General features: G+C 73.7%; 21 protein-coding genes. 9 read left to right on the top strand and 12 right to left on the bottom strand.

The features are described from left to right. Positions 1-3: 3 nt before the first annotated feature. From ACZ42X_RS19585 to ACZ42X_RS19575, 3 genes are read right to left on the bottom strand one after another with little or no spacing between them, the layout of a single operon-like run. Positions 4-3,060, bottom strand: coding sequence for an AAA family ATPase (locus ACZ42X_RS19585; RefSeq protein WP_468291345.1), 3,057 nt, complete (start codon positions 3,058-3,060; stop codon positions 4-6). Further along, positions 3,057-4,226 carry an exonuclease SbcCD subunit D gene (locus ACZ42X_RS19580; RefSeq protein WP_468291342.1) on the bottom strand — a complete coding sequence of 390 codons (1,170 nt, stop codon included), beginning with the start codon at positions 4,224-4,226 and terminating at the stop codon, positions 3,057-3,059. The genes ACZ42X_RS19585 and ACZ42X_RS19580 overlap by 4 nt, the downstream gene beginning before the upstream one ends. 42 nt (positions 4,227-4,268) lie before the next feature. Continuing rightward, positions 4,269-4,895, bottom strand: coding sequence for a YigZ family protein (locus ACZ42X_RS19575; protein ID WP_468291339.1), 627 nt, complete (start codon positions 4,893-4,895; stop codon positions 4,269-4,271). 102 nt (positions 4,896-4,997) lie between these two features. Here ACZ42X_RS19575 and ACZ42X_RS19570 point away from each other — a divergent pair, with 102 nt between their 5' ends. Then, positions 4,998-5,423, top strand: coding sequence for a CoA-binding protein (locus ACZ42X_RS19570; protein ID WP_468291336.1), 426 nt, complete (start codon positions 4,998-5,000; stop codon positions 5,421-5,423). 29 nt (positions 5,424-5,452) lie between these two features. Here ACZ42X_RS19570 and ACZ42X_RS19565 read toward each other — a convergent pair whose 3' ends face one another. Next, positions 5,453-6,022 (bottom strand): YbaK/EbsC family protein, encoded by a 570-nt coding sequence (locus ACZ42X_RS19565; RefSeq protein ID WP_468291334.1) that lies wholly within the window; start codon positions 6,020-6,022, stop codon positions 5,453-5,455. 57 nt (positions 6,023-6,079) lie between these two features. Next, entirely contained in the window at positions 6,080-6,652 is a 573-nt protein-coding gene (locus ACZ42X_RS19560) for a helix-turn-helix domain-containing protein (protein WP_468291331.1), read from the bottom strand. A gap of 97 nt (positions 6,653-6,749) precedes the next feature. Here ACZ42X_RS19560 and ACZ42X_RS19555 point away from each other — a divergent pair, with 97 nt between their 5' ends. Beyond that, a complete protein-coding gene (locus tag ACZ42X_RS19555) occupies positions 6,750-7,616 on the top strand; it encodes an EamA family transporter (RefSeq protein ID WP_468292400.1) in 867 nt (288 codons plus the stop codon). On the opposite strand, the gene ACZ42X_RS19550 is transcribed toward ACZ42X_RS19555, so the two are convergent. Then, positions 7,617-8,417, bottom strand: a complete 801-nt coding sequence (locus tag ACZ42X_RS19550) for an acyltransferase (RefSeq protein ID WP_468291329.1) — start codon at positions 8,415-8,417, stop codon at positions 7,617-7,619. Positions 8,418-8,558: 141 nt separating this feature from the next. On the opposite strand from ACZ42X_RS19550, the gene ACZ42X_RS19545 reads away from it, so the two are divergent. Then, entirely contained in the window at positions 8,559-9,089 is a 531-nt protein-coding gene (locus ACZ42X_RS19545) for a gamma carbonic anhydrase family protein (RefSeq protein ID WP_468291326.1), read from the top strand. A gap of 150 nt (positions 9,090-9,239) precedes the next feature. On the opposite strand, the gene ACZ42X_RS19540 is transcribed toward ACZ42X_RS19545, so the two are convergent. The 3 genes from ACZ42X_RS19540 to ACZ42X_RS19530 form a co-directional block, all read right to left on the bottom strand. Next, a complete protein-coding gene (locus ACZ42X_RS19540; RefSeq protein WP_361420586.1) occupies positions 9,240-9,926 on the bottom strand; it encodes a DedA family protein in 687 nt (228 codons plus the stop codon). Between the two features lie 154 nt (positions 9,927-10,080). After that, positions 10,081-12,576: a beta-glucosidase gene (locus tag ACZ42X_RS19535; protein WP_468291323.1), complete on the bottom strand. Its 2,496-nt coding sequence runs from the start codon at positions 12,574-12,576 to the stop codon at positions 10,081-10,083. 115 nt (positions 12,577-12,691) lie between these two features. Further along, positions 12,692-13,144: a DUF4442 domain-containing protein gene (locus ACZ42X_RS19530; protein ID WP_468291320.1), complete on the bottom strand. Its 453-nt coding sequence runs from the start codon at positions 13,142-13,144 to the stop codon at positions 12,692-12,694. Between the two features lie 94 nt (positions 13,145-13,238). Between ACZ42X_RS19530 and ACZ42X_RS19525 the strand changes: the two genes are divergently transcribed. Both ACZ42X_RS19525 and ACZ42X_RS19520 read left to right on the top strand, forming a co-directional pair. After that, a complete protein-coding gene (locus ACZ42X_RS19525; protein WP_468291317.1) occupies positions 13,239-14,330 on the top strand; it encodes a DUF8017 domain-containing protein in 1,092 nt (363 codons plus the stop codon). 67 nt (positions 14,331-14,397) lie between these two features. Continuing rightward, positions 14,398-15,714, top strand: coding sequence for an MFS transporter (locus ACZ42X_RS19520; RefSeq protein ID WP_468291314.1), 1,317 nt, complete (start codon positions 14,398-14,400; stop codon positions 15,712-15,714). Positions 15,715-15,748: 34 nt separating this feature from the next. On the opposite strand, the gene ACZ42X_RS19515 is transcribed toward ACZ42X_RS19520, so the two are convergent. Beyond that, complete coding sequence (locus ACZ42X_RS19515) at positions 15,749-16,597, bottom strand: spermidine synthase (protein WP_468291311.1); 849 nt, start codon at positions 16,595-16,597, stop codon at positions 15,749-15,751. 112 nt (positions 16,598-16,709) lie between these two features. Between ACZ42X_RS19515 and ACZ42X_RS19510 the strand changes: the two genes are divergently transcribed. Further along, positions 16,710-17,135: a contact-dependent growth inhibition system immunity protein gene (locus tag ACZ42X_RS19510; protein WP_468291308.1), complete on the top strand. Its 426-nt coding sequence runs from the start codon at positions 16,710-16,712 to the stop codon at positions 17,133-17,135. Between the two features lie 107 nt (positions 17,136-17,242). On the opposite strand, the gene ACZ42X_RS19505 is transcribed toward ACZ42X_RS19510, so the two are convergent. Further along, entirely contained in the window at positions 17,243-18,469 is a 1,227-nt protein-coding gene (locus ACZ42X_RS19505) for an SUKH-4 family immunity protein (RefSeq protein WP_468291306.1), read from the bottom strand. Positions 18,470-18,692: 223 nt separating this feature from the next. On the opposite strand from ACZ42X_RS19505, the gene ACZ42X_RS19500 reads away from it, so the two are divergent. Beyond that, the gene (locus tag ACZ42X_RS19500) at positions 18,693-19,025 is read left to right on the top strand and encodes a glyoxalase superfamily protein (RefSeq protein ID WP_468291303.1); all 333 of its coding nucleotides are present in this window, start codon (positions 18,693-18,695) and stop codon (positions 19,023-19,025) included. A gap of 205 nt (positions 19,026-19,230) precedes the next feature. Here ACZ42X_RS19500 and tuf read toward each other — a convergent pair whose 3' ends face one another. After that, positions 19,231-20,415, bottom strand: a complete 1,185-nt coding sequence (tuf, locus tag ACZ42X_RS19495; protein WP_468291300.1) for an elongation factor Tu — start codon at positions 20,413-20,415, stop codon at positions 19,231-19,233. A gap of 300 nt (positions 20,416-20,715) precedes the next feature. Here tuf and ACZ42X_RS19490 point away from each other — a divergent pair, with 300 nt between their 5' ends. Together ACZ42X_RS19490 and ACZ42X_RS19485 are read left to right on the top strand one after the other, a co-directional pair. Then, positions 20,716-21,423, top strand: coding sequence for a TVP38/TMEM64 family protein (locus ACZ42X_RS19490; protein WP_468291298.1), 708 nt, complete (start codon positions 20,716-20,718; stop codon positions 21,421-21,423). Between the two features lie 126 nt (positions 21,424-21,549). After that, positions 21,550-22,425, top strand: coding sequence for an undecaprenyl-diphosphate phosphatase (locus ACZ42X_RS19485; protein WP_468291295.1), 876 nt, complete (start codon positions 21,550-21,552; stop codon positions 22,423-22,425). Positions 22,426-22,472 lie beyond the last annotated feature (47 nt).

Genomic DNA, 22,472 nt, shown 5'->3' with positions numbered 1-22,472 from the left:
ACCTCAGCCGCCGAGGCCGCTTCCGCCGGTGTGGAGCCTCACCCGGGAGCCCGCCCTCTCCTTGACGACCTCCAGCTGGACCGGGACGCGGCGGCGCAGGTCGCCGACGTGGCTGACGATGCCGACGCTGCGGTCCCGCTCCCGCAGGGAGTCGAGGACGTCCAGCACCTCGTCGAGGGTCTGGTCGTCGAGGCTGCCGAAGCCCTCGTCGATGAAGAGCGTGTCGAGGCGCACGCCGCCGGCCTCGTCCGTGACGACGTCGGCGAGGCCCAGCGCCAGGGCGAGCGAGGCGAAGAACGTCTCGCCGCCGGAGAGGGTGGCCGTGTCGCGCTCGCGGCCCGTCCAGGCGTCGACCACATGCAGCCCGAGGCCGGACCGCTTGCCGCCGGCGCGGGCGTCGGAGTGGACCAGGGTGTAGCGGCCGGCGGACATGCGCTGGAGGCGGGCGGTCGCGGCGGCCGCGACCTGTTCGAGCCGGGCCGCGAGCACGTAGGACTCCAGCCGCATCCTGCGCTCGTTCTCCGCGGACGTACCGGCGGTGAGTCCGGCGAGCCGCGCGACGCGGTCGTACTCCTCGCGCAGCGGTCCCAGCCTGCGGACCTCGGCGTCCGCCTCCCGGGACAGCCGGGCCAGCTGGGCGCACCGGTCGCGGTGCGCGTCGAGCGTGGAGGCGGCGTCGCGCAGGGCGCGGTCGGCGGCGGCCAGCGCGGCCAGCGCCGCGTCCGGGTCGGCGGGTGGGCGCTCGGCCGCGGCGCGCGTCCCCGGCTCGGCGAGCCGGTCGGCGACCGCGGCGGCCGCAGCCTGCCAGTCGTCCAGCCGGTGCTGGAGGTCCCGCTGCCGTACGTCGTCGAGCAGCGCGGCGGCCGCGGCGTCCGGGGTGTCGAACCCGGCGCGGAACGCCGCGTCGGCGAGCCGGTCGTCGGCCTCCTTGAGGCGCCGGGCGGTGTCCTCGGCGGCCCGTACGGCCTCGGCGGCCTCGGTGAGGCGGGCGATCCTGAGCTCCAGGAGGGTGGCGTACTCGGCGACGCCGCCGGTGCCGTCGACGCCGCGCACGCGCGCGAGTTCGGCGTCGACGTCGGCCTGCGCGCGGTCGAGGGCCTCGCGCTGCGCGGTACGCGCGGCGGCGCGGCGCTCCACCTGGCGGCGTACGTCGAGGCGCCGCCGGTGCTCCGCCTCCTCCCGGTCGAGCCTCTCGCGGGCGGCGTGCATGCCGCCGGCCACGGCCCGGGCCTCGTCGTACGCGCGCTCCAGCCGCTCGACCGCCGTGGCGAGCTCGCCGACCGTGGGCTGGGCGTCGCCCTCCGCGCCCGCCAGGGCTTCGGCGCGGGCGGCCGTCAGCGCCTCCCGCACCACGGCGAGATCGCGCTCCGCGGCGGAGCGGTTCTCGTCCGCGTGGGTGTACGCCGCGTAGGCGCGGTCCTCCGCCGCGCGGTCGACGTGGTCGTCGGCGGCGCGGGCGGGCGCGGGGTGGTCGGGCGAGCCGCAGACGGCACAGGGGTCGCCGTCCACGAGCTCCGCGGCGAGTTCGGCGGCGATGCCCCGCAGGCGGCGCTCGCGCAGGTCGAGCCACGTCTCGTGGGCGTCGTTCGCCTGCTCGCGCGCGGCCGCGAGGCGGGACTCGGCTGCCTCGGCGTCGCGTATGAGGGCGTCGCGGCGGTGCGCGGCGGCGAGGCGGCGGCGCGCGGGGTCGAGGCGGCCCGCGAGGTGCTCGGCGCGGGTGGCGGCCTCCTGGGCGGCCTCGACGCCGTCCTGGAGGGTGCGGCGCAGGGTGTCCCAGCCGGCCAGCCAGGCGTCCGCGTCGTGCAGGGTGTCCTCGTCGGCGCGGGCCTGGCGCTCCAGCTCGGCGCGCTCGCGGGCGATCTCGGCGCCGCGCCGCTCGGCCAGGCGGGCGTGCTCCAGTCCCCCGAGCTCCTGGCTCAGGTGTCCGGCCAGCGCCGTGAGGTGTTCGGTGCCCGTGTCGGCGAGGTCCGGCGCCAGTCCGGCGGCGGAGAGTGAGGCCGCGGCCCGCGCGTGGGCGGCGTGCGCGGCCCGGTGCGCCCGCTCGGCGTCGTCGCGCAGGCTCAGCGGCCCGGCCACCCGCTCGGCCTTGCGGGCCCGGTCGAGCCGGGCCTGCCAGGCATCGCGCTCGGCACGCCGCAGTTCGAGCTCCTCGCGGCGGCGCACGGCGTCCTCGTACCGCCGCTGTCGTGCTGCGAGCTCGCGCTCCTCGTCGAGGGCGCGGCGCGCGGCGGCCTGCCTGCTCTCGGCCGCGGCGAGCGCGCACGCGGCCACGTCCAGCGCCTCGCGGGCCCCCGCGCGGGCGACGGCGGCCCAGGCGAGCACGGAGTCGGCGAGCCCCGGGTCGCCGGGTTTGCCGTCGGGCGCGGGCCAGTCCGCGGCGGCGGGTCCCGCCGCCTGCGCCATCCGGTGGGCGAGGCCCAGGAGCCGCTCGTCGCCGTCCCGCACCTGCTGCTCGGCGACGCGCCGCAGTCCGGCGAGGTGCTCCTCGACGGCGGCGAAGCGCCGGGTGTCGAAGAGCCGGCCGAGGAGCTTGCCGCGCGCCTCGGCGTCGGCGCGCAGGAAGCGCGCGAAGTCGCCCTGCGGCAGGAGCACCACCTGGCAGAACTGCTCCCGGCTCATGCCGATGAGCTGGGTGATCTCCTCGCCGATCTCCTGGTGGGAGCGGCTGAGCGCCTGCCAGGCGCCGCGCTCGGGGTCGTATTCACGCAGCCAGGACTGGGCCTTGTCCTTGGTGAAGCCGGAGCCGCGCTTCTTGGGGCGGAGCTGTTCGGGCCTGCGGGTGATCTCCAGCCTGCGGCCGCCGACGGTGAGGTCGAGCACGACCTCGGTGGCCGTCCCGGCCGGGGCGTGGTCGCTGCGCAGCGAGGTGCCGGGGCCTTGACGGGCGCCGGGCACCGCGCCGTACAGGGCGTAGCAGACGGCGTCGAGGACGGAGGTCTTGCCGGCGCCCGTCGGTCCGTGGAGCAGGAACAGTCCCGCCTCGGTGAGGGCGTCGAAGTCGACGGTCTGGGTGGTGCCGAAGGGGCCGAAGCCGGTGATGTCCAGCCGGTGCAGCCTCATGCGGTCACCTCGCGCCGCTCCATGTCGACCCGTACGTCCTCGAAGGCACGCTGCAGCGCCTCCCTCTCCGGTGCGTCGGGGCCCGCTCCGCCGCGTACGTGCGCCACGAAGTCCTCGGCGATCTGCTGGTCGCTGCGGCCGCGCAGGCGCTGGGCGTAGGAGGTGGTGGGCTCGTCGTCGGGCCGGTCGGGGTCGAAGACGAGGCTGAGGGTGTGGGGGAAGCGCGCGGCGAGCCGGGCCATGGGCTCGGCCGGGCGGACCGGGTCGGTGAGGGTGGCCTCGATCCAGGACCGCTCGTGGCGGGCGAGCGCCGGGTCGTCGAGCAGGTCGTCGAGGCGGCCACGGATGCGGGCGAGGGGGCGCGGTACCGGGCAGTCGATCCGCTCGGCGGCGGTGATCCCCCCGTCCGGGCCGAGGTCGATGAGCCACATCGTCTTGCGGTGGTCGGTCTCGGAGAAGGAGTACGCGAGCGGCGAGCCGGAGTACCGCACGCGCGGGGTGATCGTCTGGCTGCCGTGCAGGTGCCCGAGGGCGGTGTAGTCGACGCCGTCGAAGACGGCGGCCGGGACGGCCGCCACTCCCCCGACGGTGATGTCCCGCTCGCTGTCGCTCGGCTCGCCGCCCGCGACGAAGGCGTGGGCGAGGACGACGGAGCGCGTGCCGGCGGGCCGCCCGGCGAGGTCGGCGCGGACCCGCTCCATGGCGGCCGACAGGACGGCCTCGTGGCCGGCCTTCTTCGCCCCGAACTCGTCCCGTACGAGGGCCGGTTCCAGGTACGGCAGCCCGTAGAAGGCGACGTCGCCGTGCGCGTCGGCCAGCACCACCGGGGTGCCGACCCCGGCCGGGTCGGTCCTCAGGTGGATCCCGGCGCGCCCGATGAGTCCCGCGCCGACGCCGAGTCTGCGCCCCGAGTCGTGGTTCCCGGAGATCATCACGGTCGGTACGCCGGCCTCGGCGAGCCGGTGCAGCGCCGTGTCGAACAGCTCGACGGCCGGCAGCGGCGGCACCGCCCGGTCGTAGATGTCCCCCGCCACCAGCACCGCGTCCACGTCGCGGTCGCGCACCGTCGCCACCAGGTGGTCGAGGAACGCCGCCTGGGCGTCGAGCAGGCCGACGCGGTGGAAGGACCGCCCCAGGTGCCAGTCCGACGTGTGCAGGAGTCTCATGGGCCCTGAGATTAACGGTGTGCTCTGACAACGCGTGCCGCTTCAGGCATCTCCGTACGCCTCGCCGCCCAGTTCCAGCGCCGCCGTCCCGGCCGTCGCATCCGCGAGCCAGGCACGGAAGTTGCCGACGTCGGTGTCCGGCAGGCCGACCTCGATGGTGACGGCCTCGGCGTAACGCACGTCACGCACCGCCCGCCCGGTCGCCCGCAGGTCGTTCTCCAGCTTCCCGGCCCGCTGGTGGTCGACGGTGACGGTGGCGAGCCGGTAGCGGCGCCGGGTGACGGTGCCGAGGGCGTCCAGTGCTTCACCGACGACACCGCCGTACGCCCTGATCAGTCCGCCGGCGCCGAGCTTGACCCCGCCGTAGTAGCGGGTGACGACGGCGGCGACGTACCGCACGTCCCGGCGCAGCAGCATCTGGAGCATGGGCACACCGGCGGTGCCGCCCGGTTCGCCGTCGTCACTGGCCTTCTGTACGGCGGCGTCGGCGCCGATGACGTACGCGAAGCAGTTGTGGGTGGCGGTCGGGTGCTCCCTGCGGACGCGTGCGACGAAGTCCTGCGCCTCCTGCTCGGTCGCGGCGGGCGCGAGCGCGCAGAGGAAGCGCGAGCGGTTGATCTCGGTCTCGTGCACGCCTTCGCGGGCGACCGTCCGATACTGCTCCTGCATCCCGCCACCCTATGCGGGGCCGTCCGCGGGGAAGGAATCGCACCGGAGGGCGGTTGGCGCACTCACAGAGGGACACACCGAGGCATACACAGGAGGCAGAGCGTGCAGAGCCAGTCCGGGGCCGCGTCCGAGGCCGAGACCATCCGCAGGATCCTGACCGAGTCCGGGGACACGTGGGCGGTGGTCGGGCTGTCCAACAACCGCTCGCGCGCGGCGTACGGGGTCGCGGCCGTTCTCCAGCGCTTCGGGAAGCGGATCGTGCCCGTCCATCCGAAGGCGGAGACGGTCCACGGGGAGCAGGGGTACGCGTCGCTCGCGGACATCCCCTTCCCCGTGGACGTCGTGGACGTCTTCGTCAACAGCGACCTCGCCGGGGGCATCGCCGACGAGGCCGTGGCCAAGGGCGCCAAGGCGGTCTGGTTCCAGCTGGACGTGATCGACCGGGAGGCTTACGCGCGCACGCGCGCCGCCGGGCTCGACATGGTGATGGACCGCTGCCCGGCCATCGAGATCCCGAAGCTCGGCTGAGGGCGGGGGGCTCGGCTCGCGGCGGGGGCTCAGCTCGCGGCGGGGGCCGCCCCGAGCCCCTCCAGGACCACCGCGCCCGGCAGGTCGGCGAGGGCCTTGCCGGGCACGATGAGCTTGCCGCGGCGGCGGCCGCTGCCGAGCAGCACCCACTCGCGGTCGACGACGGCGGAGTCGATCAGGAGCGGCCAGTCGCCGGGCAGGCCGATGGGCGTGATCCCGCCGTACTCCATGCCGGTCCCGCCCGTCGCGGTGTCCATGGGCGCGAAGGACGCCTTGCGGACGCCCAGGTGCCTGCGGACGACGCCGTTGACGTCGACGCGCGTCCAGGACAGCACCACGCAGGCCGCGAGCGAGCTCTCGCCGCCCCGCTTGCCCGCCACGACCACGCAGTTGGCGGAGGCGTCGAGCAGGTCCTGCCCGTGGTGCTCGACGAAGGCGGCGGTGTCGGCGATGGCCGGGTCGGTGTCCACGTACAGCAGCCGCTCGGCGGGCACGTGCCCCCGCCACGCGCGTACGGCGGCGGCGACGGGTGCGGTGAGCTCGTCGAGGCAGTCGGGGGCGGGGCGGGCGTGGTCGAAGTCTCCGATGGGTGCGCGCATGCGCCGCACGCTAACAGCGGTGCGGCGAGGGACGTTTGAGCGTCTCAGAGGACGGGCTCAGCGGACGGGCGGGACGGAGACGGCCATCGTCATCTCGACCGCCTCGTCCCCGTCGTTGCGGTACGCGTGCGGGACGTTGGACTCGAAGACGGCGGAGGTTCCGGCCGGTACGCGGTGCTCGACGGCGTCGACGACCAGGGTGAGCTCCCCGGCCGTGACGTGCAGCAGCTCGGTGGTCCCGCCCGGATGCGGGTCGGAGGCGTGGACGTCGCCCGGCATCAGGACCCACGCCCACAGCTCCAGCGGCCCCCGCGCCTCGGTGCCGGCCAGCAGCGTGGTGTGACTGCCCTTGTCCGTGGACCACATGCGCACGGCCTGCTCCTGGGGCACGAGGCGTACGTGCGGGCCCTGTTCGTAGTCGAGCAGCGTGGTGATGGAGATGCCTAGCGCGTCGGCGAGCTTCACGGTCGTGCCGACGCTCGGGTTCGTACGCGCCTGCTCGATCTGGATGATCATGCCGCGGCTGACCCCCGAGCGGGCCGCGAGCGCGTCGAGGGTGAAGCCCCGCTCTCCCCGCCAGCGCTTCAGGTTGCGGGCGAGCGACTGCGTGAGCTGATCGAGGTCCGACACATTCCGTCCAATATTCTGGATGACAGAGTTCAACAGGCTGCACTACGGTGTGGTGCACTTCCTTGTTCACCGCACTGTACTGCGAGGCGACGACACCATGACAGCGCTGTTCGCCCTGGCCACCAGCCTCCTGTGGGGGCTGGCCGATTTCGGCGGCGGGCTGCTCACCCGGCGCACCCCCGCCCTCACCGTGGTCGTCGTCTCCCAGACGATCGCGGTCGTCGTCCTCGGCGCACTCGTCGTCGCGACCGGCGGCTGGAGCGAGGCGGGGCCGCGGCTCTGGTACGCGGTGGCCGCCGGCGCCGTCGGCCCGGTGGCGATGCTCGCCTTCTACAAGGCGCTGGCGCTCGGCCCGATGGGCGTGGTGTCCCCGCTCGGCTCCCTCGGCGTGGTCGTGCCCGTCTCGGTCGGCCTCCTGCTGGGCGACCGGCCGGGGGTGCTGCAGTTCGCCGGGATCGGCGTGGCCGTCGCGGGCGTGGTGCTGGCGGGCGGGCCCGAGCTGCGCGGTGCGCCGGTGCGGCGGCAGGCCGTGCTGCTGACGCTGGTGGCGGCGTTCGGCTTCGGCGCGGTGATGGCGCTGATCTCCGAGGCCTCCACCACCCTCACCGGGCTCTTCCTCGCGCTGTTCGTGCAGCGCGTCACCAATGTGGCCGTCGGCGGCGCGGCCCTGTACGCCTCCGTGAAGCGGGGCGGGCGCGCCCTTCCGGAGGACGGCGGCATAGGCGTGGTCGTGGGCGCCCTGCCCGCCCTCGCCTTCGTGGGGCTCGCGGACGTCGCCGCCAACGGCACGTACGCCCTCGCCGCACAGCACGGCCCCGTCACCGTGGCCGCCGTGCTGGCCAGCCTCTACCCGGTGGTGACGGCGCTCGCCGCGCGCGGTGTGCTCAAGGAGCGGCTGCGGGCGGTGCAGGCGGCCGGCGCCGGGCTGGCGCTGGTGGGGACGGTGCTGCTGGCCGCCGGCTGATCAGCGCCCCTCCGCTTCGGCCGGCGCCGCCACTTCCGCGAGTTCCTCCAGTTTCCCCAGCTCCCCCAGTTCCGCCAGTTCCGCGAGCGCCTCCAGCTGCTCCGGCGTGACGCCGTCCGGTATCGGCCGGGGCGTGGGCGTACGCAGCGGCGGCTGCCAGCCCTTTTCGGCGTCCCAGCTGCGTACGACGCGGGCAGGCGCCCCCGCCACCACCGCGTGGTCGGGCACCTCGCCGCGGACGACCGCGCCCGCGGCGACCACGACGTTGCGGCCGAGCCTGGCGCCGGGCAGGATCACCGCCCCGGTGCCGAGCCAGCAGCCGGGGCCGATCTCCACGGGCTCGCTGCGCGGCCACTGCCGGCCGATCGGCTCGTGCGGGTCGTCGTAACTGTGGTTGGTCGAGGTGATGTAGACGTACGGGCCGCAGAAGGTGTCCGCGCCGATCGTCACCCGGGCGTCGGCGATGACATGGCTGCCGCGGCCGAGGACGACGCCGTTGCCGAGGGTCAGGACGGGGTCGGGGCCCAGGTCGAGACCGGGCATCATGCCGGCGGTGAGGGTCACCTGCTCCGCGATGATGCAGCACTCGCCGAGCTCGATCCACCCCTCGCCGAAGACGGTGCCCTGGGGGAAGGCGAGCCGGGTCCCGGCGCCGAGCGCGCGGAACCGCAGCCGCCCGGGGTGCTCCGCGGTGACGGCCCCGGCCTCCTGCAGCCGGCGCCAGCCGGCGTGAGCCGCGCGGGAGAGGAGCTTTCGCCACCAGGCGGCCGGCGATGAGAACGTGTTTCTGTTCTTCGGCACCCGCACACGGTAGTCCGCGAGGTCACGGCCGACCGGCGCGCGGGCCTGTGATGTTCGCCCCACCGTCGTCCCGGGCCGGGCCGTCGCTTACGGTTCCCCCTGGCGCGACCCACAGCACATGAGCATCCGAGGGAGCAGGCGATGGCAGAGCGGGCCTTGATCACGGGCGTCGGCGGCAAGGAACCGAAGGTCGACCCGGAGGCCTTCGCCGCACCGACGTCCGTCGTGGTCGGCGAGGTGACGATGGCCCGCGGGTCGAGCGTCTGGTACCACGCCGTGCTGCGCGCGGACCTCGGGCCGATCACGCTGGGCGCCGACAGCAACGTCCAAGATAATTGCACGGTACATGTGGATCCCGGTTTCCCGGTCACCGTCGGCGAGCGGGTCTCGGTCGGCCACAACGCCGTCCTGCACGGCTGCACGGTCGAGGACGACGTCCTCGTCGGCATGGGCGCCACCGTCCTGAACGGGGCCCACATCGGCGCCGGCTCGCTGATCGCGGCCCAGGCGCTGGTCCCCCAGGGGATGCGGGTCCCGCCCGGCTCCCTGGTCGCGGGGGTCCCGGCGAAGGTCAAGCGGGAGCTGACGGCCGAGGAGCGGGAGGGCATCAAGCTCAACGCCGCGATGTACCTGGAGCTGGCGCGGGCCCACCGTGAGGTCCCGGAGGACTGAGCCCCCGCGGGCGGCCCGGCGCGCCGGGCCCGACCGGTCCGCCGGGCCCACCCGATCGCGCCGGCCCAGCGGACCCGCCCGGTCGAGCCGGCCCAGCGGACCCTCCTGGTCGAGCCGGCCCACCCGGTCACGCGGGCCTGGAGCGGCCGGTCAGTCGACGGCGACCGGTTCCGGGGCCACCGGAGTCGCCGGAGCCGCCGGGCCCTCGGCGGCGGCGCGGGCCTCCGCCTGGGCCGCCGCCTTCTTGGCGCGGCTCTTGAGGATCAGCATCGACGTCAGGCCGATGACGACGGCGAGGACGAGTCCCACCCACGAGAACCGCTTGAGCCAGGCCTCGGCGACGACGCCGACCGAGTAGATGACGGCCGTGGTGCCGCCCGCCCAGAGGATGCCGCCGAAGACGTTGGCGATGGCGAACTTCCAGTACGGCATGCGCAGCACACCGGCCAGCGGCCCCGCGAAGATCCGCAGCAGTGCCACGAAGCGGCCGAAGAAGACGGCCCACATGCCCCACTTCTCGAAGGACCGTTCCGCCAGGGCGATGTTGGCTTCGCTGAAGTGCTTGGGGAACTTGCCGCCGAGCCAGGCGAGCAGCGGACGGCCGCCCTTGCGGCCGATCGCGTACCCGATCGAGTCGCCGATGATCGCTCCGGCGGTGGCGCACGCGCCCAGGACGTACGGGTTGATGTCGCCGTGCTGCGAGGCCAGCAGCGCCGAGCTGACGAGGACGATCTCACCCGGCAGCGGGATACCGAGGCTTTCGAGCCCGATCACCACCCCTACCAGGAGGTAGATACTGAGCGGTGGAACGGTCTCGAGCCACTCCTGGACGTGCAACGCCGGCTCCTCCGTGTGGATCTGTGGATCGTGGACCCGCGGATCGTGCGTCCGCGGATCGTGGATCTGCTGATGGGCTGCGGCGGCCTCGATCGGGCTGCCCGGGGCGTGCGGCGCGGCGCGGCGGCGGCGCACGCCCGGGCAGCCTACCGCCTCACAGGGCGAGCACCCTCGCGCGCACGGTGAGCCGGAGGTCCCGGGCCGACGCCCCGAGCCGTACGGTGCGGGTTCCGGTTCCGAGGACCCAGGCGTGCCGCGCCGGGTCCCAGCAGGACAGGGTGCGGGGGGCGATGGGGATGGTGACGCGGCGGACCTGGCCGGGCCGCAGCTCCAGGCGCCGGTAGCCCGCCAGCACCAGCGGAGCCTGGTCCAGGGCCAGGTCGGGCGAGGGCCCGACGTACAGCTGGGGGACGGCGACGCCGGTGCGCGAGCCGGTGTTGCGGACGGTGAAGCTCGCCGTCAGGCCGCCCCCGCGCGCGGGCGTCACCACGAGTCCCGCGTACGCGAAGGTGGTGTACGAGAGCCCGTGCCCGAAGGGGAACAGCGGCTCCACGCCCTCCGCGTCGTACCAGCGGTACCCCGTCCTGACCCCCTCCGTGTACTCGGCGACGCCGTCGGCGCCGGGGTAGCGGCGCGGGTCGCCGGCGGTCGGGTGGCGTGAGTCGGAGGCGGGGAAGGTCTGGGTGAGCCGGCCGCCGGGGTCGGTGTCGCCGAACAGGACGGCGGCGGTCGCGGCGGCCCCCTCCTGGCCGGGGTAGTACATCTGCAGCACCGCCCCCGTCCTCTCCAGCCACGGCATGGTGACGGCGGACGAGGTGTTGAGGACGACGGTGGTACGGGGGTTGGCGGCGGTGACCGCGCCGATCAGGGCCTCCTGGTGGCCGGGCAGCGCCAGCGTCGTACGGTCGCGCCCCTCGATGGCGTCCTCGTACGCGAACAGCACCACGCTGTGCGCGGCGCGGGCGGTGCGCACGGCTTCGGCCACGTCCGCCGCGCGCGTGGCGCCCGTGATCCGGCGGAGCCGGAAGGCCTGCCCCTTCGCACCGCCCTTCGCGGTGACGTGGAGGGAGTGGCGCCCGGGGGCGAGGGTGCGGGTGGTACGCCGCACCTTGAGGCCGTCCGGAGCGGTGGCCGCCAGGCCGAAGCCGTCGAAGAGCTCGGCCATGGCGTCCCGGCGCGGGAAGAGTTCGCGGCCGTCCAGCACGACCCGGGGCCGCTCGCCGCTGTAGTGGACGAGGAGCGTCCACTCGTCGGGCTCGTCGACCGTGAGCGTCCCTTCGTACGTCCACGTCTCGCCGGCCCGGACGCTCTGGCGCTCGAAGCGGGCGCCCGGGGACGTGGCGGGCAGCGGCTTGCCGTAGAGGTCCTCGCCGAGGGCGTACGTCACGCGTGCGCCCCGTCCCGCGCGGGCGGTGAGGGCTTCGAGCGGGCTCACGGCCCGGTCGGGCACGACGTGGGCGCTGCCGCCGCCGCTGGAGAGGGGCAGCGCGCCGGTGGGGCCGATGACGGCGAGGGAGCGGGTGGCGGGGCCGGCGAGCGGGAGGGTGGCGCTCCCGTCGCGCGGGGCGTTGCGCAGCAGGGTCGCGCCCGCCACGGCGACGCGGTACGCGACCCGGGCGCCGGCCTCGGCGTCCCGGGCGGGGCGGGCGGGGGCCGTGCCGTCGAGGAGTCCGAACCGCTCCATGATGGTGAGGATCCGCCGTACGGCGCGGTCGACGGTGGCCTCGGGCACGGTGCCGTCGCGCACCGCGCGGCGCAGGGGTTCGCCGAACCAGCGACCTGCGGGCATCTCCATGTCGAGGCCCGCGCGGAGGGCGGGGGCGGCGCTGTGGGTGGCGTCCCAGTCGCTCATCACCCAGCCGTCGAAGCCCCAGCCTTCGCGCAGGATGCCGGTGAGCAGGGCCGGGTTCTCGCACGCGTGGAGGCCGTCGACCTTGTTGTAGGCGCCCATCACCGCTCCGGCCCCGGCGGCGACGGCGGCCTCGAAGCCGCGCAGTTCGGTCTCGTACAGGGCCTGTTCGCCGATCCGTACGTCGACGGTGGTGCGGTCGGTCTCCTGGTTGTTGAGGGCGAAGTGCTTGACCGTGGCGATCAGGCCCTCGCCCTGGATGCCGCGGATCTCCTCGGCGACGAGGTCGGCGGAGAGGAGCGGGTCCTCGGAGAAGGTCTCGAAGTTCCGTCCGGCGTACGGGGTGCGGATCAGGTTGACCATGGGCGACAGCAGGACGTCCTGGCCCAGCGCCCGCCCTTCGTGGCCGATGACCCGGCCGTACTCCCGGGCGAGGGCGGGGTCGAAGGTGCTCGCGAGCATGACGGGCGCGGGCAGGGCGGTGGCGCGGGCCGTTCTGAGGCGTACGCCGGCGGGGCCGTCGGCCAGCCGCAGCGGGGGGATGCCGAGGCGCGGGACGCCGGGGACGTAACCGGCCTGTCCGAGGTTCTCCGGGTCCTTCGCGCCGTGCAGGAGGCCGAGTTTCTCGTCGAGGCCCAGCCGGGCGAGCAGCTCGTCGACGCGGCTGTGCCGGGGGGTGGCCCGGGCCTCGGGGGCCGGTCCGGGGAGGGGCGTTCCGGTGGTGACGGCCGCGGCGGTGACGGCTCCGGTGAGCAGGCGGAGGGTGGTTCTCCGGGTGACGGTTTCCGACTCTTGTGACATAAGCGCACTATGCGGGACGACTCGCCTGACACCGGGTCAGACAGGGCCGCCCCCGCACCCGAAGAGGGGTGTGGGGGCGGCCGCACGCGCGCGCGTGCGCACGCGTGAAGGTGCTTTACGCGTTCGGGCGCAGGGTCCAGGTGATGGTCATCTCGCCGGTGACGGCGCCGTCCTCGCGCGTGATCTCTACGTTGACCGGGAACTCGGGGCGCTGACCGGCGTCCAGCTCGGCGACGACCTCGGCCTTGGTGCGGCCCAGCGTGGCGGTGGCGGTGACGGGGCCCATCGCGAGCTTCTTGTAGGCGATCTCGGCCTTGACGGCGAGCGGCACGGCCCGGCCCAGCTGGTCGCCGAAGGCGCCGATGACGATGGCGCCGCTCGCGGACTCGCCGAGCGTGAACATCGCCCCCGCGTGCGGGCCGCCGACGTGGTTGTGGAAGTCGCTCTGGTCGGGAAGCCGCAGCACAGCGCGCTCGGTGGTCGCCTCGACGACCTCGAGGTTCAGGGTCTTGGCCATGGGAACAGTGGCCAGCAGCATCTCGCCGATGTTCGGCTGGGTCTCGGACATGAGCCGAAGTTACCAGGCGGTAGCAAGTACGGGAACCCATGGCCGGGGGGCGCGCGTGGCAGCCGGCACCCCGGCCCCTCTATGGTTACTCGCCATGTGGCCAGGACAGCAGCCGCCCGGGGGCGAGCAGAACCCGCAGGACCAGAACCCGTACCAGCAGCCGGGGTATCCGCAGCAGAACCCGTGCCAGCAGCCGGGTTATCCGCAGCAGCCGCCGCAGGCGCAACCCCCGCAGGGGCAGCCGCCGCAGGCCAACCCGTACCAGCAGCCGGCACAGCCGATGCAGCCGAACGCGTACCCGCAGCCCAACCCTTACCAGCAGCCGACCGCGCCGCAGTACGCCGTGCCCGGGCAGCCGCCCGGTGCGCCCGTGCCGCCTCCTGCCGACGACAAGAAGAAGACGACGGTCATCGCGATCGTCGCCGCGACCGCCGTCGTCGTGGCCGCCGGCGTCACGGGCTTCCTGGTGCTGCAGGACGACGACAAGAAGGTGAGGGGCGGCGGGGACTCCAAGCCCTCGCAGAGCGCGCCCGCCGCCTCCAGCCCGTCGGCGATCGAGAATCCGCGCGACGGCTCCTCCGCGGCCAAGCCCACCATCCCCGGCTGGAAGGTCGTCTCCAACCCCAAGTACGGCACGCTCTTCGACGTCCCGCCGGAGTGGGAGGTCTCGAAGGTCGGCGCCATCTCCTCCTTCGACGACGTGCAGAAGGGCGACGGCAGCCCGGCGGTGGTGATGACCTCGCCCGCGTACTTCAAGAGCGAGTGGTGCACGGACGACACCGACAAGGACGGCCGCCAGGAGACCTGGACCCTGAGCGGCACCGGCACCAAGGGGGCGCAGGGCGCCAAGGACACCGCGGACGCGGCGTACAACGCGGCCGGCATGTGGGTGTGGGCGGCGTACGCCCAGACCGAGCCCAAGGGCACGGTCAAGGCGACCAAGGCGGTGCCCTACACCAGCACGTCCGGGCTCACCGGGCACATGGCGACGGCCACCGCGCTGGGCGTGAAGAAGACCGGCAAGTGCACGACGGACGGCAAGTCCATCGCCTTCTCCTTCAAGAACGACAAGGGCGACTTCGTCAGCTGGGTCCTGTACGGCGCCGAGGGCGTCGGTGACGAGCTGTCGGACGCGACGATCCAGAAGATCATGAGCACGGTCCGGCTGGCCGACTCCACGTCGTAGCCCGCCGCGGCCGCGGTGACGGAGAAACCGTTTTGCATCGGGGCGGGGTGTTGGCGATAGTCCCGGAGTGAGAACTCCCGCCGCCCCGCCCCACCCCCCGCGCCGGCTGCGCCGCCCCGCGTGGGCCGGCCGCAACTACACCCTGCTGACCGCCGCCGCGTTCGTCACCAACCTGGGCACCCACGGCGCCCTGATCGCGGCGGCGTTCGCGGTGCTGGAGTCCGGCGGGGACGGCGGCGACGTGGGCCTGGTGACGGCGGCCCGCACACTGCCGCTGGTGCTCTTCCTGCTCATCGGCGGCGCGGTGGCCGACCGGCTGCCCCGCCACCGGGTGATGGTGGCGGCCAACGCCCTCAACTGCGTCTCCCAGGGGCTCTTCGCCCTCCTCGTCCTCACCGGCGACGCGCGGCTGTGGCAGATGATGCTGCTGTCCGCGCTCGGCGGCACCGGGCACGCGTTCTTCAGCCCGGCCGCCGAAGGCATGCTGCTGTCGAGTGTCGGCGGCGAGCAGGTCAGCCGGGCCTTCGCGCTCTTCCGCATGGCCATGAACGGCGCGAGCATCGGCGGTGCCGCGCTCGGCGGCGCGATGGTCGCGGCGATCGGTCCGGGCTGGGTGCTCGCGGTCGACGCGGTGGCGTTCGCGGTGGCGGGGGCTCTGCGCGCCTTCCTCGACGTCGGGCACATCAAGGAGCGGGCGCCCGGTGGCGGGCTGCTGAAGGACCTGCGGGAGGGGTGGACCGAGGTCGCGAGCCGGCCCTGGCTCTGGTCGATCATCGCCCAGTTCGCGGTGGTCGTGGCGGTGGTGGGCGCGGCGGAGTCCGTGTACGGGCCGCTGGTCGCCAAGGAGGAGCTGGGCGGGGCGCGGCCCTGGGGCCTGGCGCTGGCCGCGTTCGGCGTGGGCACCCTGGGCGGGGCGGTGCTGATGATGCGCTGGAAGCCGCGGCGGATGCTGCTCGTCGGGACCCTGTGCGTCTTCCCGCTGGCGCTGCCGTCGGCGGCGCTGGCCGTGCCGCTTCCGCTGGGCGGCCTGGCGGCGGTGATGTTCTTCAGCGGCGTCACGCTGGAGGTGTTCGGGGTGGCGTGGATGACCGCGCTGCACCAGGAGATCCCGGAGGAGAAGCTGTCGCGCGTCTCGGCGTACGACTGGTTCGGCTCGACGGCCATGCTGCCGGTGTCGACGGCGCTGGCGGGGCCGGCGGAGAACCTGTTCGGGCGGCAGACGGCGCTGTGGGGGTGTGCCGGGCTGGTCGTCCTGGTGACGGCGCTGGTGCTGCTGGTGCCGGACGTACGCAACCTGACGCGGCGCACGAAGGAGGTCACGGCGGGGCCGGCCGCTCCCGCGCGGGCCGACGGCGCGTCGGCCCGAAGGCCCGTCAGCCGGTGACGGGCCGGCCGGGGGTCGGCCGGCCGACGGGCGGTCAGCCGATACCAAAGGCCCCGTCGGGCGGCTCGGGTGACGCGACCGCGTCCTCGTCGCGTACCGGGCGCGCGTCGCCCGTGAAGCGGGCCAGCGACGGGCCGTGCTCCACGCGCGCCGGGAAGGCGTCGGCGGCGGCCCGGCGGGCCAGCCCCGCCGTGTCGATCTCCCGGTGTGAGGCGACCAGCACCGCGTTGCCGAACCGCCGGCCGCGCAGCACGGCGGGTTCGGCGATCAGCGCGAGCTCCTCGAAGACGGTGGCGAAGGTGGCGAGCTGCGAGCGCAGGAAGGCGAAGGGCGCGCCGTCCGCGAGGTTGGCGATGTAGGTCCCGCCCGGCCGCAGCGCGCGCTCGGCGGCTCGCGCGTACGCGACGGACGTCAGGTGCGCGGGGACGCGTGAGCCTCCGAAGACGTCCGCGATGAGCACGTCCGCCGACCGCGCGGGCGCCGCCTCCAGCCAGGCGCGGGCGTCCGCGGCGTGCACGGTGATCCCCGCGCCGGGCGGCAGCGGCAGGTGCCGCTCGACAAGCGCGATGAGCCCCCGGTCCGCCTCCACGACGTCCTGCCGCGAGCCCGGCCGGGTCACCGCGATCCAGCGCGGCAGCGTGAGCGCGCCGCCGCCGAGGTGCAGCACGTCCAGCGGCTCGCCGGGCTCCCCGGCGGCACAGTCCACGGCATGGGCGAGCCGCCGCGCGTACTCGAACTCCAGGTACGCCGGGTCGTCGAGGTCGACGTACGACTGCGGCGCCCCGTCGACCGTCAGCAGCCAGGCCCGCTCCCGGTCCACGTCGGGCATGAGCTTGGCGGTGCCGTGGTCGACCTCGCGGAGTACGGGAAGCTGCTCGTTCACCTGGCCAGCCTAGGGGGTGTCTTGTCGATCAGGCCGCCCGGCAAGATCGGCGAAACACCTCCTCGTGACCTGAGTCAGAGATCTCCCGTCTGTTCTGGCAGCACAATGAACCATGAACCATCTGCTGCACCTCGACCGCACACTCGATGCGCTGGACCCACCTCGCTGGGCGCCTCCTGCCTCCGACGCGACCCACTTGGTCCGCAAGGTGCATGAGTTGCGGAGCGTTCCGCTGGGCGAACTGGGTCCGGCCGATCTGCGCACCCTCGTCTCCCAGCAGGTCGCGCTGCCGTACGTTCTTCCGCTCGCGGTGCGATTGCTGCTTGATGAGCCGATGCTCGACGCCTACTTCTACGAGGGTGACCTGCTGCTTGCCGCTGTGAACGTTCCGGCGTCGGCATGGGTCCCGTTCCCGGACCTCGCAATACGGTTGCGCACCGTGGTCATGACCCTGCCGGAGGCAGCGGCGGCCAGCCTGCCTCGCGGCGCCACCGAGGAGCTCGCCCACTTCGTCGCCCAGACCGCATCGCTTCGCTGATCAGATGCAGGAACCCGAGGAGGGCTCCGGACGGGGCTAGGGCCTGTCTTTCGGATCTTGCCGGGCTCGCGGGGTCTGGCCTGATCCGGAAGACGGGCCCTAGGCCGTCACAGCACGCCGCCCGCCTCGTCGTGGAAGACCTCCGGCCAGTACCGGTAGTCGTCGGGGCCCTCGGCGGGGCGGCAGGCTATCGGGTCGACCGAGGACAGCACCTCGATCATGGTGTCGGCGAGCTGGTGGTAGAAGTCGTCGGTGAAGTCGTGCTCTTCGTTCAGGGCTTGCTCCCGCTGGTGCAGCCAGAGGGTGAAGGCGAGCGTGGAGAGGTCGGCGTTAACCGGGACGACGTGGTCGGCGCCGGTCTCCGTGTAGAAGAGGGCACCGGTCCGGCCGTCGATGAGGACGGTGAAGTCGTGGACAAGCCCGCCGAGCACGACCAGGTGCTCCGCGTCGGGCGGCAACTGCTTGTCGCCGTGCCACAGGTGCGCGTGCTGGGGGTTGCTCTGCGACTCGGCCCAGTCCTGCGGGAGAGTGGGCAGCGGCTCCGGTTCGGGACCGTAGAACATGAATCCGTCGGAGGGCAGGCCCACGTCGGTCAGGAAACGGCGCGTCGGCGCGTGGACGAGGGCCGACGGCAGCTGGTCCTCCGTCAGCCGCACCATGTTCTCGGCGCCGAACACCCCTTCCAGCAGGCCTTCCGGCAGTGCCAGGGCAAGCTCCCGCCCGGGCCCGGCGATGAGGCCGAGGGGACGGATCGCCGCCGCGATCCGCCAGAACGCCGGTATCGGCTGGTCCCAGCCGGACCGCGGGCCGGCCTGACCCCAGCCGTCCTCGCCCCACACCTCCTCGGTGAACACCGCGGTCAGCGCCTGCTCGGCCGCCCGCACCGCTTCGGGCCCCGTCCGCCCGGCCAGGGCGGCGAACCTGCCACGCAGGCTCCGGAAGTCCTCCACCGCACCGAGGAAGCGGAGCAGCGCTCCGACCGACGGTGCCAGCGGGAACAGCTCGGCTCCGTCCGGCGACTTCTCGTAGAGCCACATGCTGAACACCCGCCCGGTGGCACCGTCGAGGACCACCTCCTCGGCCTCCTCCCCGTCCACGATCAGATGGCCGATCAGCAGCAGTTCCGCGAGGTCCGGATCGAGTTGCGCCGGATCGCCGCCCCGCACGATCAGATGTTCACGGACCGACAGCAGCGACGGCGCGGTGAGCGGGCGGAAGCTGACCAGGCCTTGGCCGTCCAGCCGCTCCCCCGGCGCCAGGGCGCGGCGGCTCGGCTCGTGGACGATCGACGGATGCAGCGCGTGCCCCGGCATGACGATGCTGGTCTCGGACATGGTCCCCCCTGTGCTGAGTTCGAGCGACAACCACCATAAGAGCCACCACTGACAAAGCCCTGGCCCGCCGGCCCTGGCCGAAGACGAGGACGGTCCCTGCCGATTCGAGGCTGGTGACTCCGAGGGGCGACTCGGCTGGGCCACGCTGGTGAGCATCACGGGTAGCGGCGCCTGGTGCCGCGGCAGGCGACGTTCGCCCTGAGCGGTCTGCGACGATGGCGCCATGGACGAGGAAGTCATCCCCATTCTTCGCGTCGAGGACGCCGCGGCGGCGGTCGCGTGGTACCAGCGGCTGGGCTTCGCCAAGCAGTGGGAACATCGCTTCGAACCGGGACTTCCCACGTTCGTCGAGGTCGCCCGGGGCGGGGTGCGGTTGTTCTTGTCGGAGCACACGGGAGACGCCCGCCCTGACACGTTGGTCTACCTCCGCGTTCGTGATGTCGAGGCCATCGCCACCGAGTTCGGTGCGCAGGCGAAGGACGCTCCGTGGGCGCGTGAGATCGAGCTGCGCGACCCTGACGGCAACCGGCTTCGGATCGGCACGCCGACGGAATGACACGCGCCGGCAGCGCGCGGCAGGGAAGCTGCCCCGGCCTGTCGGAAGGAACGGCTCGATCCACGCCACCTGCGCGTCAGTCAACGGCACCACCAGACCGACGATCGGATGATCCGAACGAAACGGCCGAGGGCCCCGGCCCCAGGCCCGGGGCCCGCCCACCGGGCAGGCCCCGGACCGTCCCCGCGGGGCGGGTGTCCGGTGCTCAGGCGGGGGCGGTGACCTCCGTCACCGTCCCGGCGCCGACGGTGCGGCCGCCCTCGCGGATCGCGAAGCCGAGCCCCGGCTCCAGGGGTACGTCCCGGCCCAGCTCGACCGTCATGGTGACCGTGTCGCCCGGGCGCGCGACGGCCGCCTCGCCGAGGTCGACGTCACCGACGACGTCCGCGGTGCGGATGTAGAACTGCGGCCGGTACCCCGTCGAGACCGGCGTCGTACGGCCGCCCTCGCGCGCCGACAGGACGTACACCTGGGCGGTGAAACGGCGGCGCGGCACGACGCTGCCGGGCGCCGCCACGACATGGCCGCGGCGGACCGTGTCGCGCGGCACGCCGCGCAGCAGCAGGGCGACGTTGTCGCCGGCCTGGGCGGACTCCATCGGCTTGCCGAAGGTCTCCAGGCCGGTGACGACCGTCTCCGTGTCCGCTCCCAGGACCTGCACCCGGTCGCCGACCCGCACGGTGCCGCGCTCGACGGCACCGGTGACGACCGTGCCGCGGCCGGTGATGGTGAGGACGTTCTCCACGGGCAGCAGGAACGGCGCGTCCACGTACCGCACGGGCATGGGCACGTACGTGTCCACGGCGTCCAGCAGCGCCTCGATGGCGCCGGTCCACCGCGGGTCGCCCTCCAGGGCCTTGAGCCCGGAGACCCGTACGACGGGCACGGAGTCGCCGCCGTAGCCGTGGGCGGAGAGCAGCTCCCGCACCTCCAGCTCCACGAGGTCGGTGAGCTCGTCATCGCCCGCGTCGGCCTTGTTGAGTGCGACGACGATGTGGTCGACGCCGACCTGACGGGCCAGCAGGACGTGCTCGGCGGTCTGCGGCATGATCCCGTCGAGCGCGGAGACGACGAGGATCGCCCCGTCGAGCTGCGCGGCTCCGGTGACCATGTTCTTGATGTAGTCGGCGTGGCCGGGCATGTCGACGTGCGCGTAGTGCCGGGTGTCGGTCTCGTACTCGACGTGCGCGATGTTGATGGTGATGCCCCGCTGCGCCTCCTCGGGCGCCCGGTCGATCCGGTCGAACGAAACATACGAGGTGCCGCTGCCGGTGCGCTCGCTGAGGACCTTGGTGATGGCGGCGGTCAAGGTGGTCTTGCCGTGGTCGACGTGGCCCATGGTGCCGATGTTGAGATGCGGTTTGGTGCGGACGTATGCCGTCTTGGACATGGCGACGTGGTTCCTTCCCGGAACGCGAAGCGGTGAGAGGGGACCCCTGGGCCTTGCCGACCCTCCCCCTGTGGGGTCCGCCGGACTGTCCGGGAAGGGTCAGCTTCGGGCGCCGTCGAGGGCGGCCGGGAAGTGGGAAGCGGCAGCCTTCGGCGCGTCCGCGACTGCGGACGGCGCTGCGGGGAAGGCGTACCGGGACATGCCGTCGATGATCGCGCGGCGGGTGGGTGCGCGTCGAACGGTTTTCGGCGGGGACGCACGTTACGGCGATCACCGGGCTCCGTCGGTTAGTCTCCCCGGATGCTCGACCCCGTCACGCGGCCCCAGGCCCCCGCCTTCGCCCTCCGCTGCTCGCGGGCGCTCGTCTCCCCGTGGTCGCGCCTGTCCCTGCTCCTGCTGCTGCTCGTGTCGGCGGCGGCGACCGTGGTCCTGTACGAGCCGCAGCGGCTGCTCTCGGCCGGCTGGCCGCCGCAGATCGGCGGCGCGGGCGCGGTGGTGCTGTTCGCGCTGGCGTACGGGCTGTGCACCGCCGCCTTCGTGCCGCGGCCGATCCTGAACCTGGCCGCCGGGGCGCTGTTCGGCTCCCAGGCCGGGCTCGGCGCGGCGGTCGCCGGAACGGTGCTGGGCGCGGGGATCGCGTTCACGCTGGGCCGGGTGCTGGGGCAGGACGCGCTGCGTCCGCTGCTGCGGGGGCGCTGGCTGACGGCGGCGGACGGGCAGCTCAGCCGGCACGGGTTCCGTTCCATGCTGGCGATCCGGCTCTTCCCCGGGGTGCCGTTCGCCGCGGCGAACTACTGCGCGGCGGTCTCCCGGATGGGGTACGCGCCGTTCCTGCTCGCGACGGGCATCGGGTCGGTGCCGAACACCGCCGCGTACGTGATCGCGGGCAGTCAGGCCGCGTCACCGACCTCGCCCGCCTTCCTCCTCTCGACGGGGTTCATCGTGCTGACGGGGCTCGGCGCGGCGGTGGTCGCGTGGTGCAAGCGCCACCGGCTGCGTGGCCGGTGAGTCGCCTGCGTGACGCCCTCCATTCACCTTCGCGCTGTACGCTGCGCACCGATCTGCCGCCGGTCGCCCGTCGACCGCGGCGGCCCGCCATGACCGCACGAGCACATTCGGGACGGCCCTAGCCCCATGACTTGGTTCGAATCACTCATCCTCGGACTCGTCCAGGGGCTGACGGAGTTCCTCCCCATCTCCTCCAGCGCGCACCTGCGGCTGACCGCCGCCTTCGCGGGCTGGTCCGACCCCGGCGCGGCGTTCACCGCGATCACCCAGATCGGTACGGAGACGGCCGTCCTCATCTACTTCCGCAAGGACATCGCGCGGATCGTCTCGGCGTGGTTCCGCTCGCTGACGGACAAGGCGATGCGCGCGGACCACGACGCGCGGATGGGCTGGCTGGTCATCGTCGGGTCGATTCCGATCGGCGTGCTGGGCGTCACCCTCAAGGACCACATCGAGGGGCCGTTCCGCGATCTCCGGCTGATCGCGACGACGCTCATCGTGATGGGTGTCGTGCTGGGCATCGCCGACCGCCTGGCGGCCCGGGTCGAGGAGGGCGGCCGGCACCGCGCGGTACGGGAGCGCAAGACGCTGCAGGACCTGGGTGTGAAGGACGGCCTGATCTTCGGCGTCTGCCAGGCGATGGCCCTGATCCCCGGAGTTTCGCGGTCGGGCGCGACGATCAGCGGTGGCCTGCTGATGAGCTACACGCGCGAGGCGGCGGCCCGCTACTCGTTCCTGCTGGCCATTCCGGCGGTGCTGGCCTCGGGGCTCTTCGAGCTGAAGGACGCGACCGAGGGCGGCCATGTCTCCTGGGGGCCGACGGTCTTCGCGACCATCATCGCCTTCGGTGTCGGATATGCGGTCATCGCGTGGTTCATGAAGTTCATCACCACGAAGTCCTTCATGCCGTTCGTGATCTACCGGATCATCCTCGGACTCGTGCTGTTCGCCCTGGTGGCGCTGGGGGTGCTGAGCCCGCACGCGGGCGAGTCCGCCGGGTGAGGACCTGAGGGAACGCGCGGGCGACGAGTGCGCGACGGGCGTGCGAC

It is taken from the genome of Streptomyces sp. NPDC030862 (assembly GCF_055571835.1).
The sequence above is the reverse complement of the archived record's forward strand: the minus strand, read 5'-3'. Positions and strand labels throughout refer to the sequence as shown.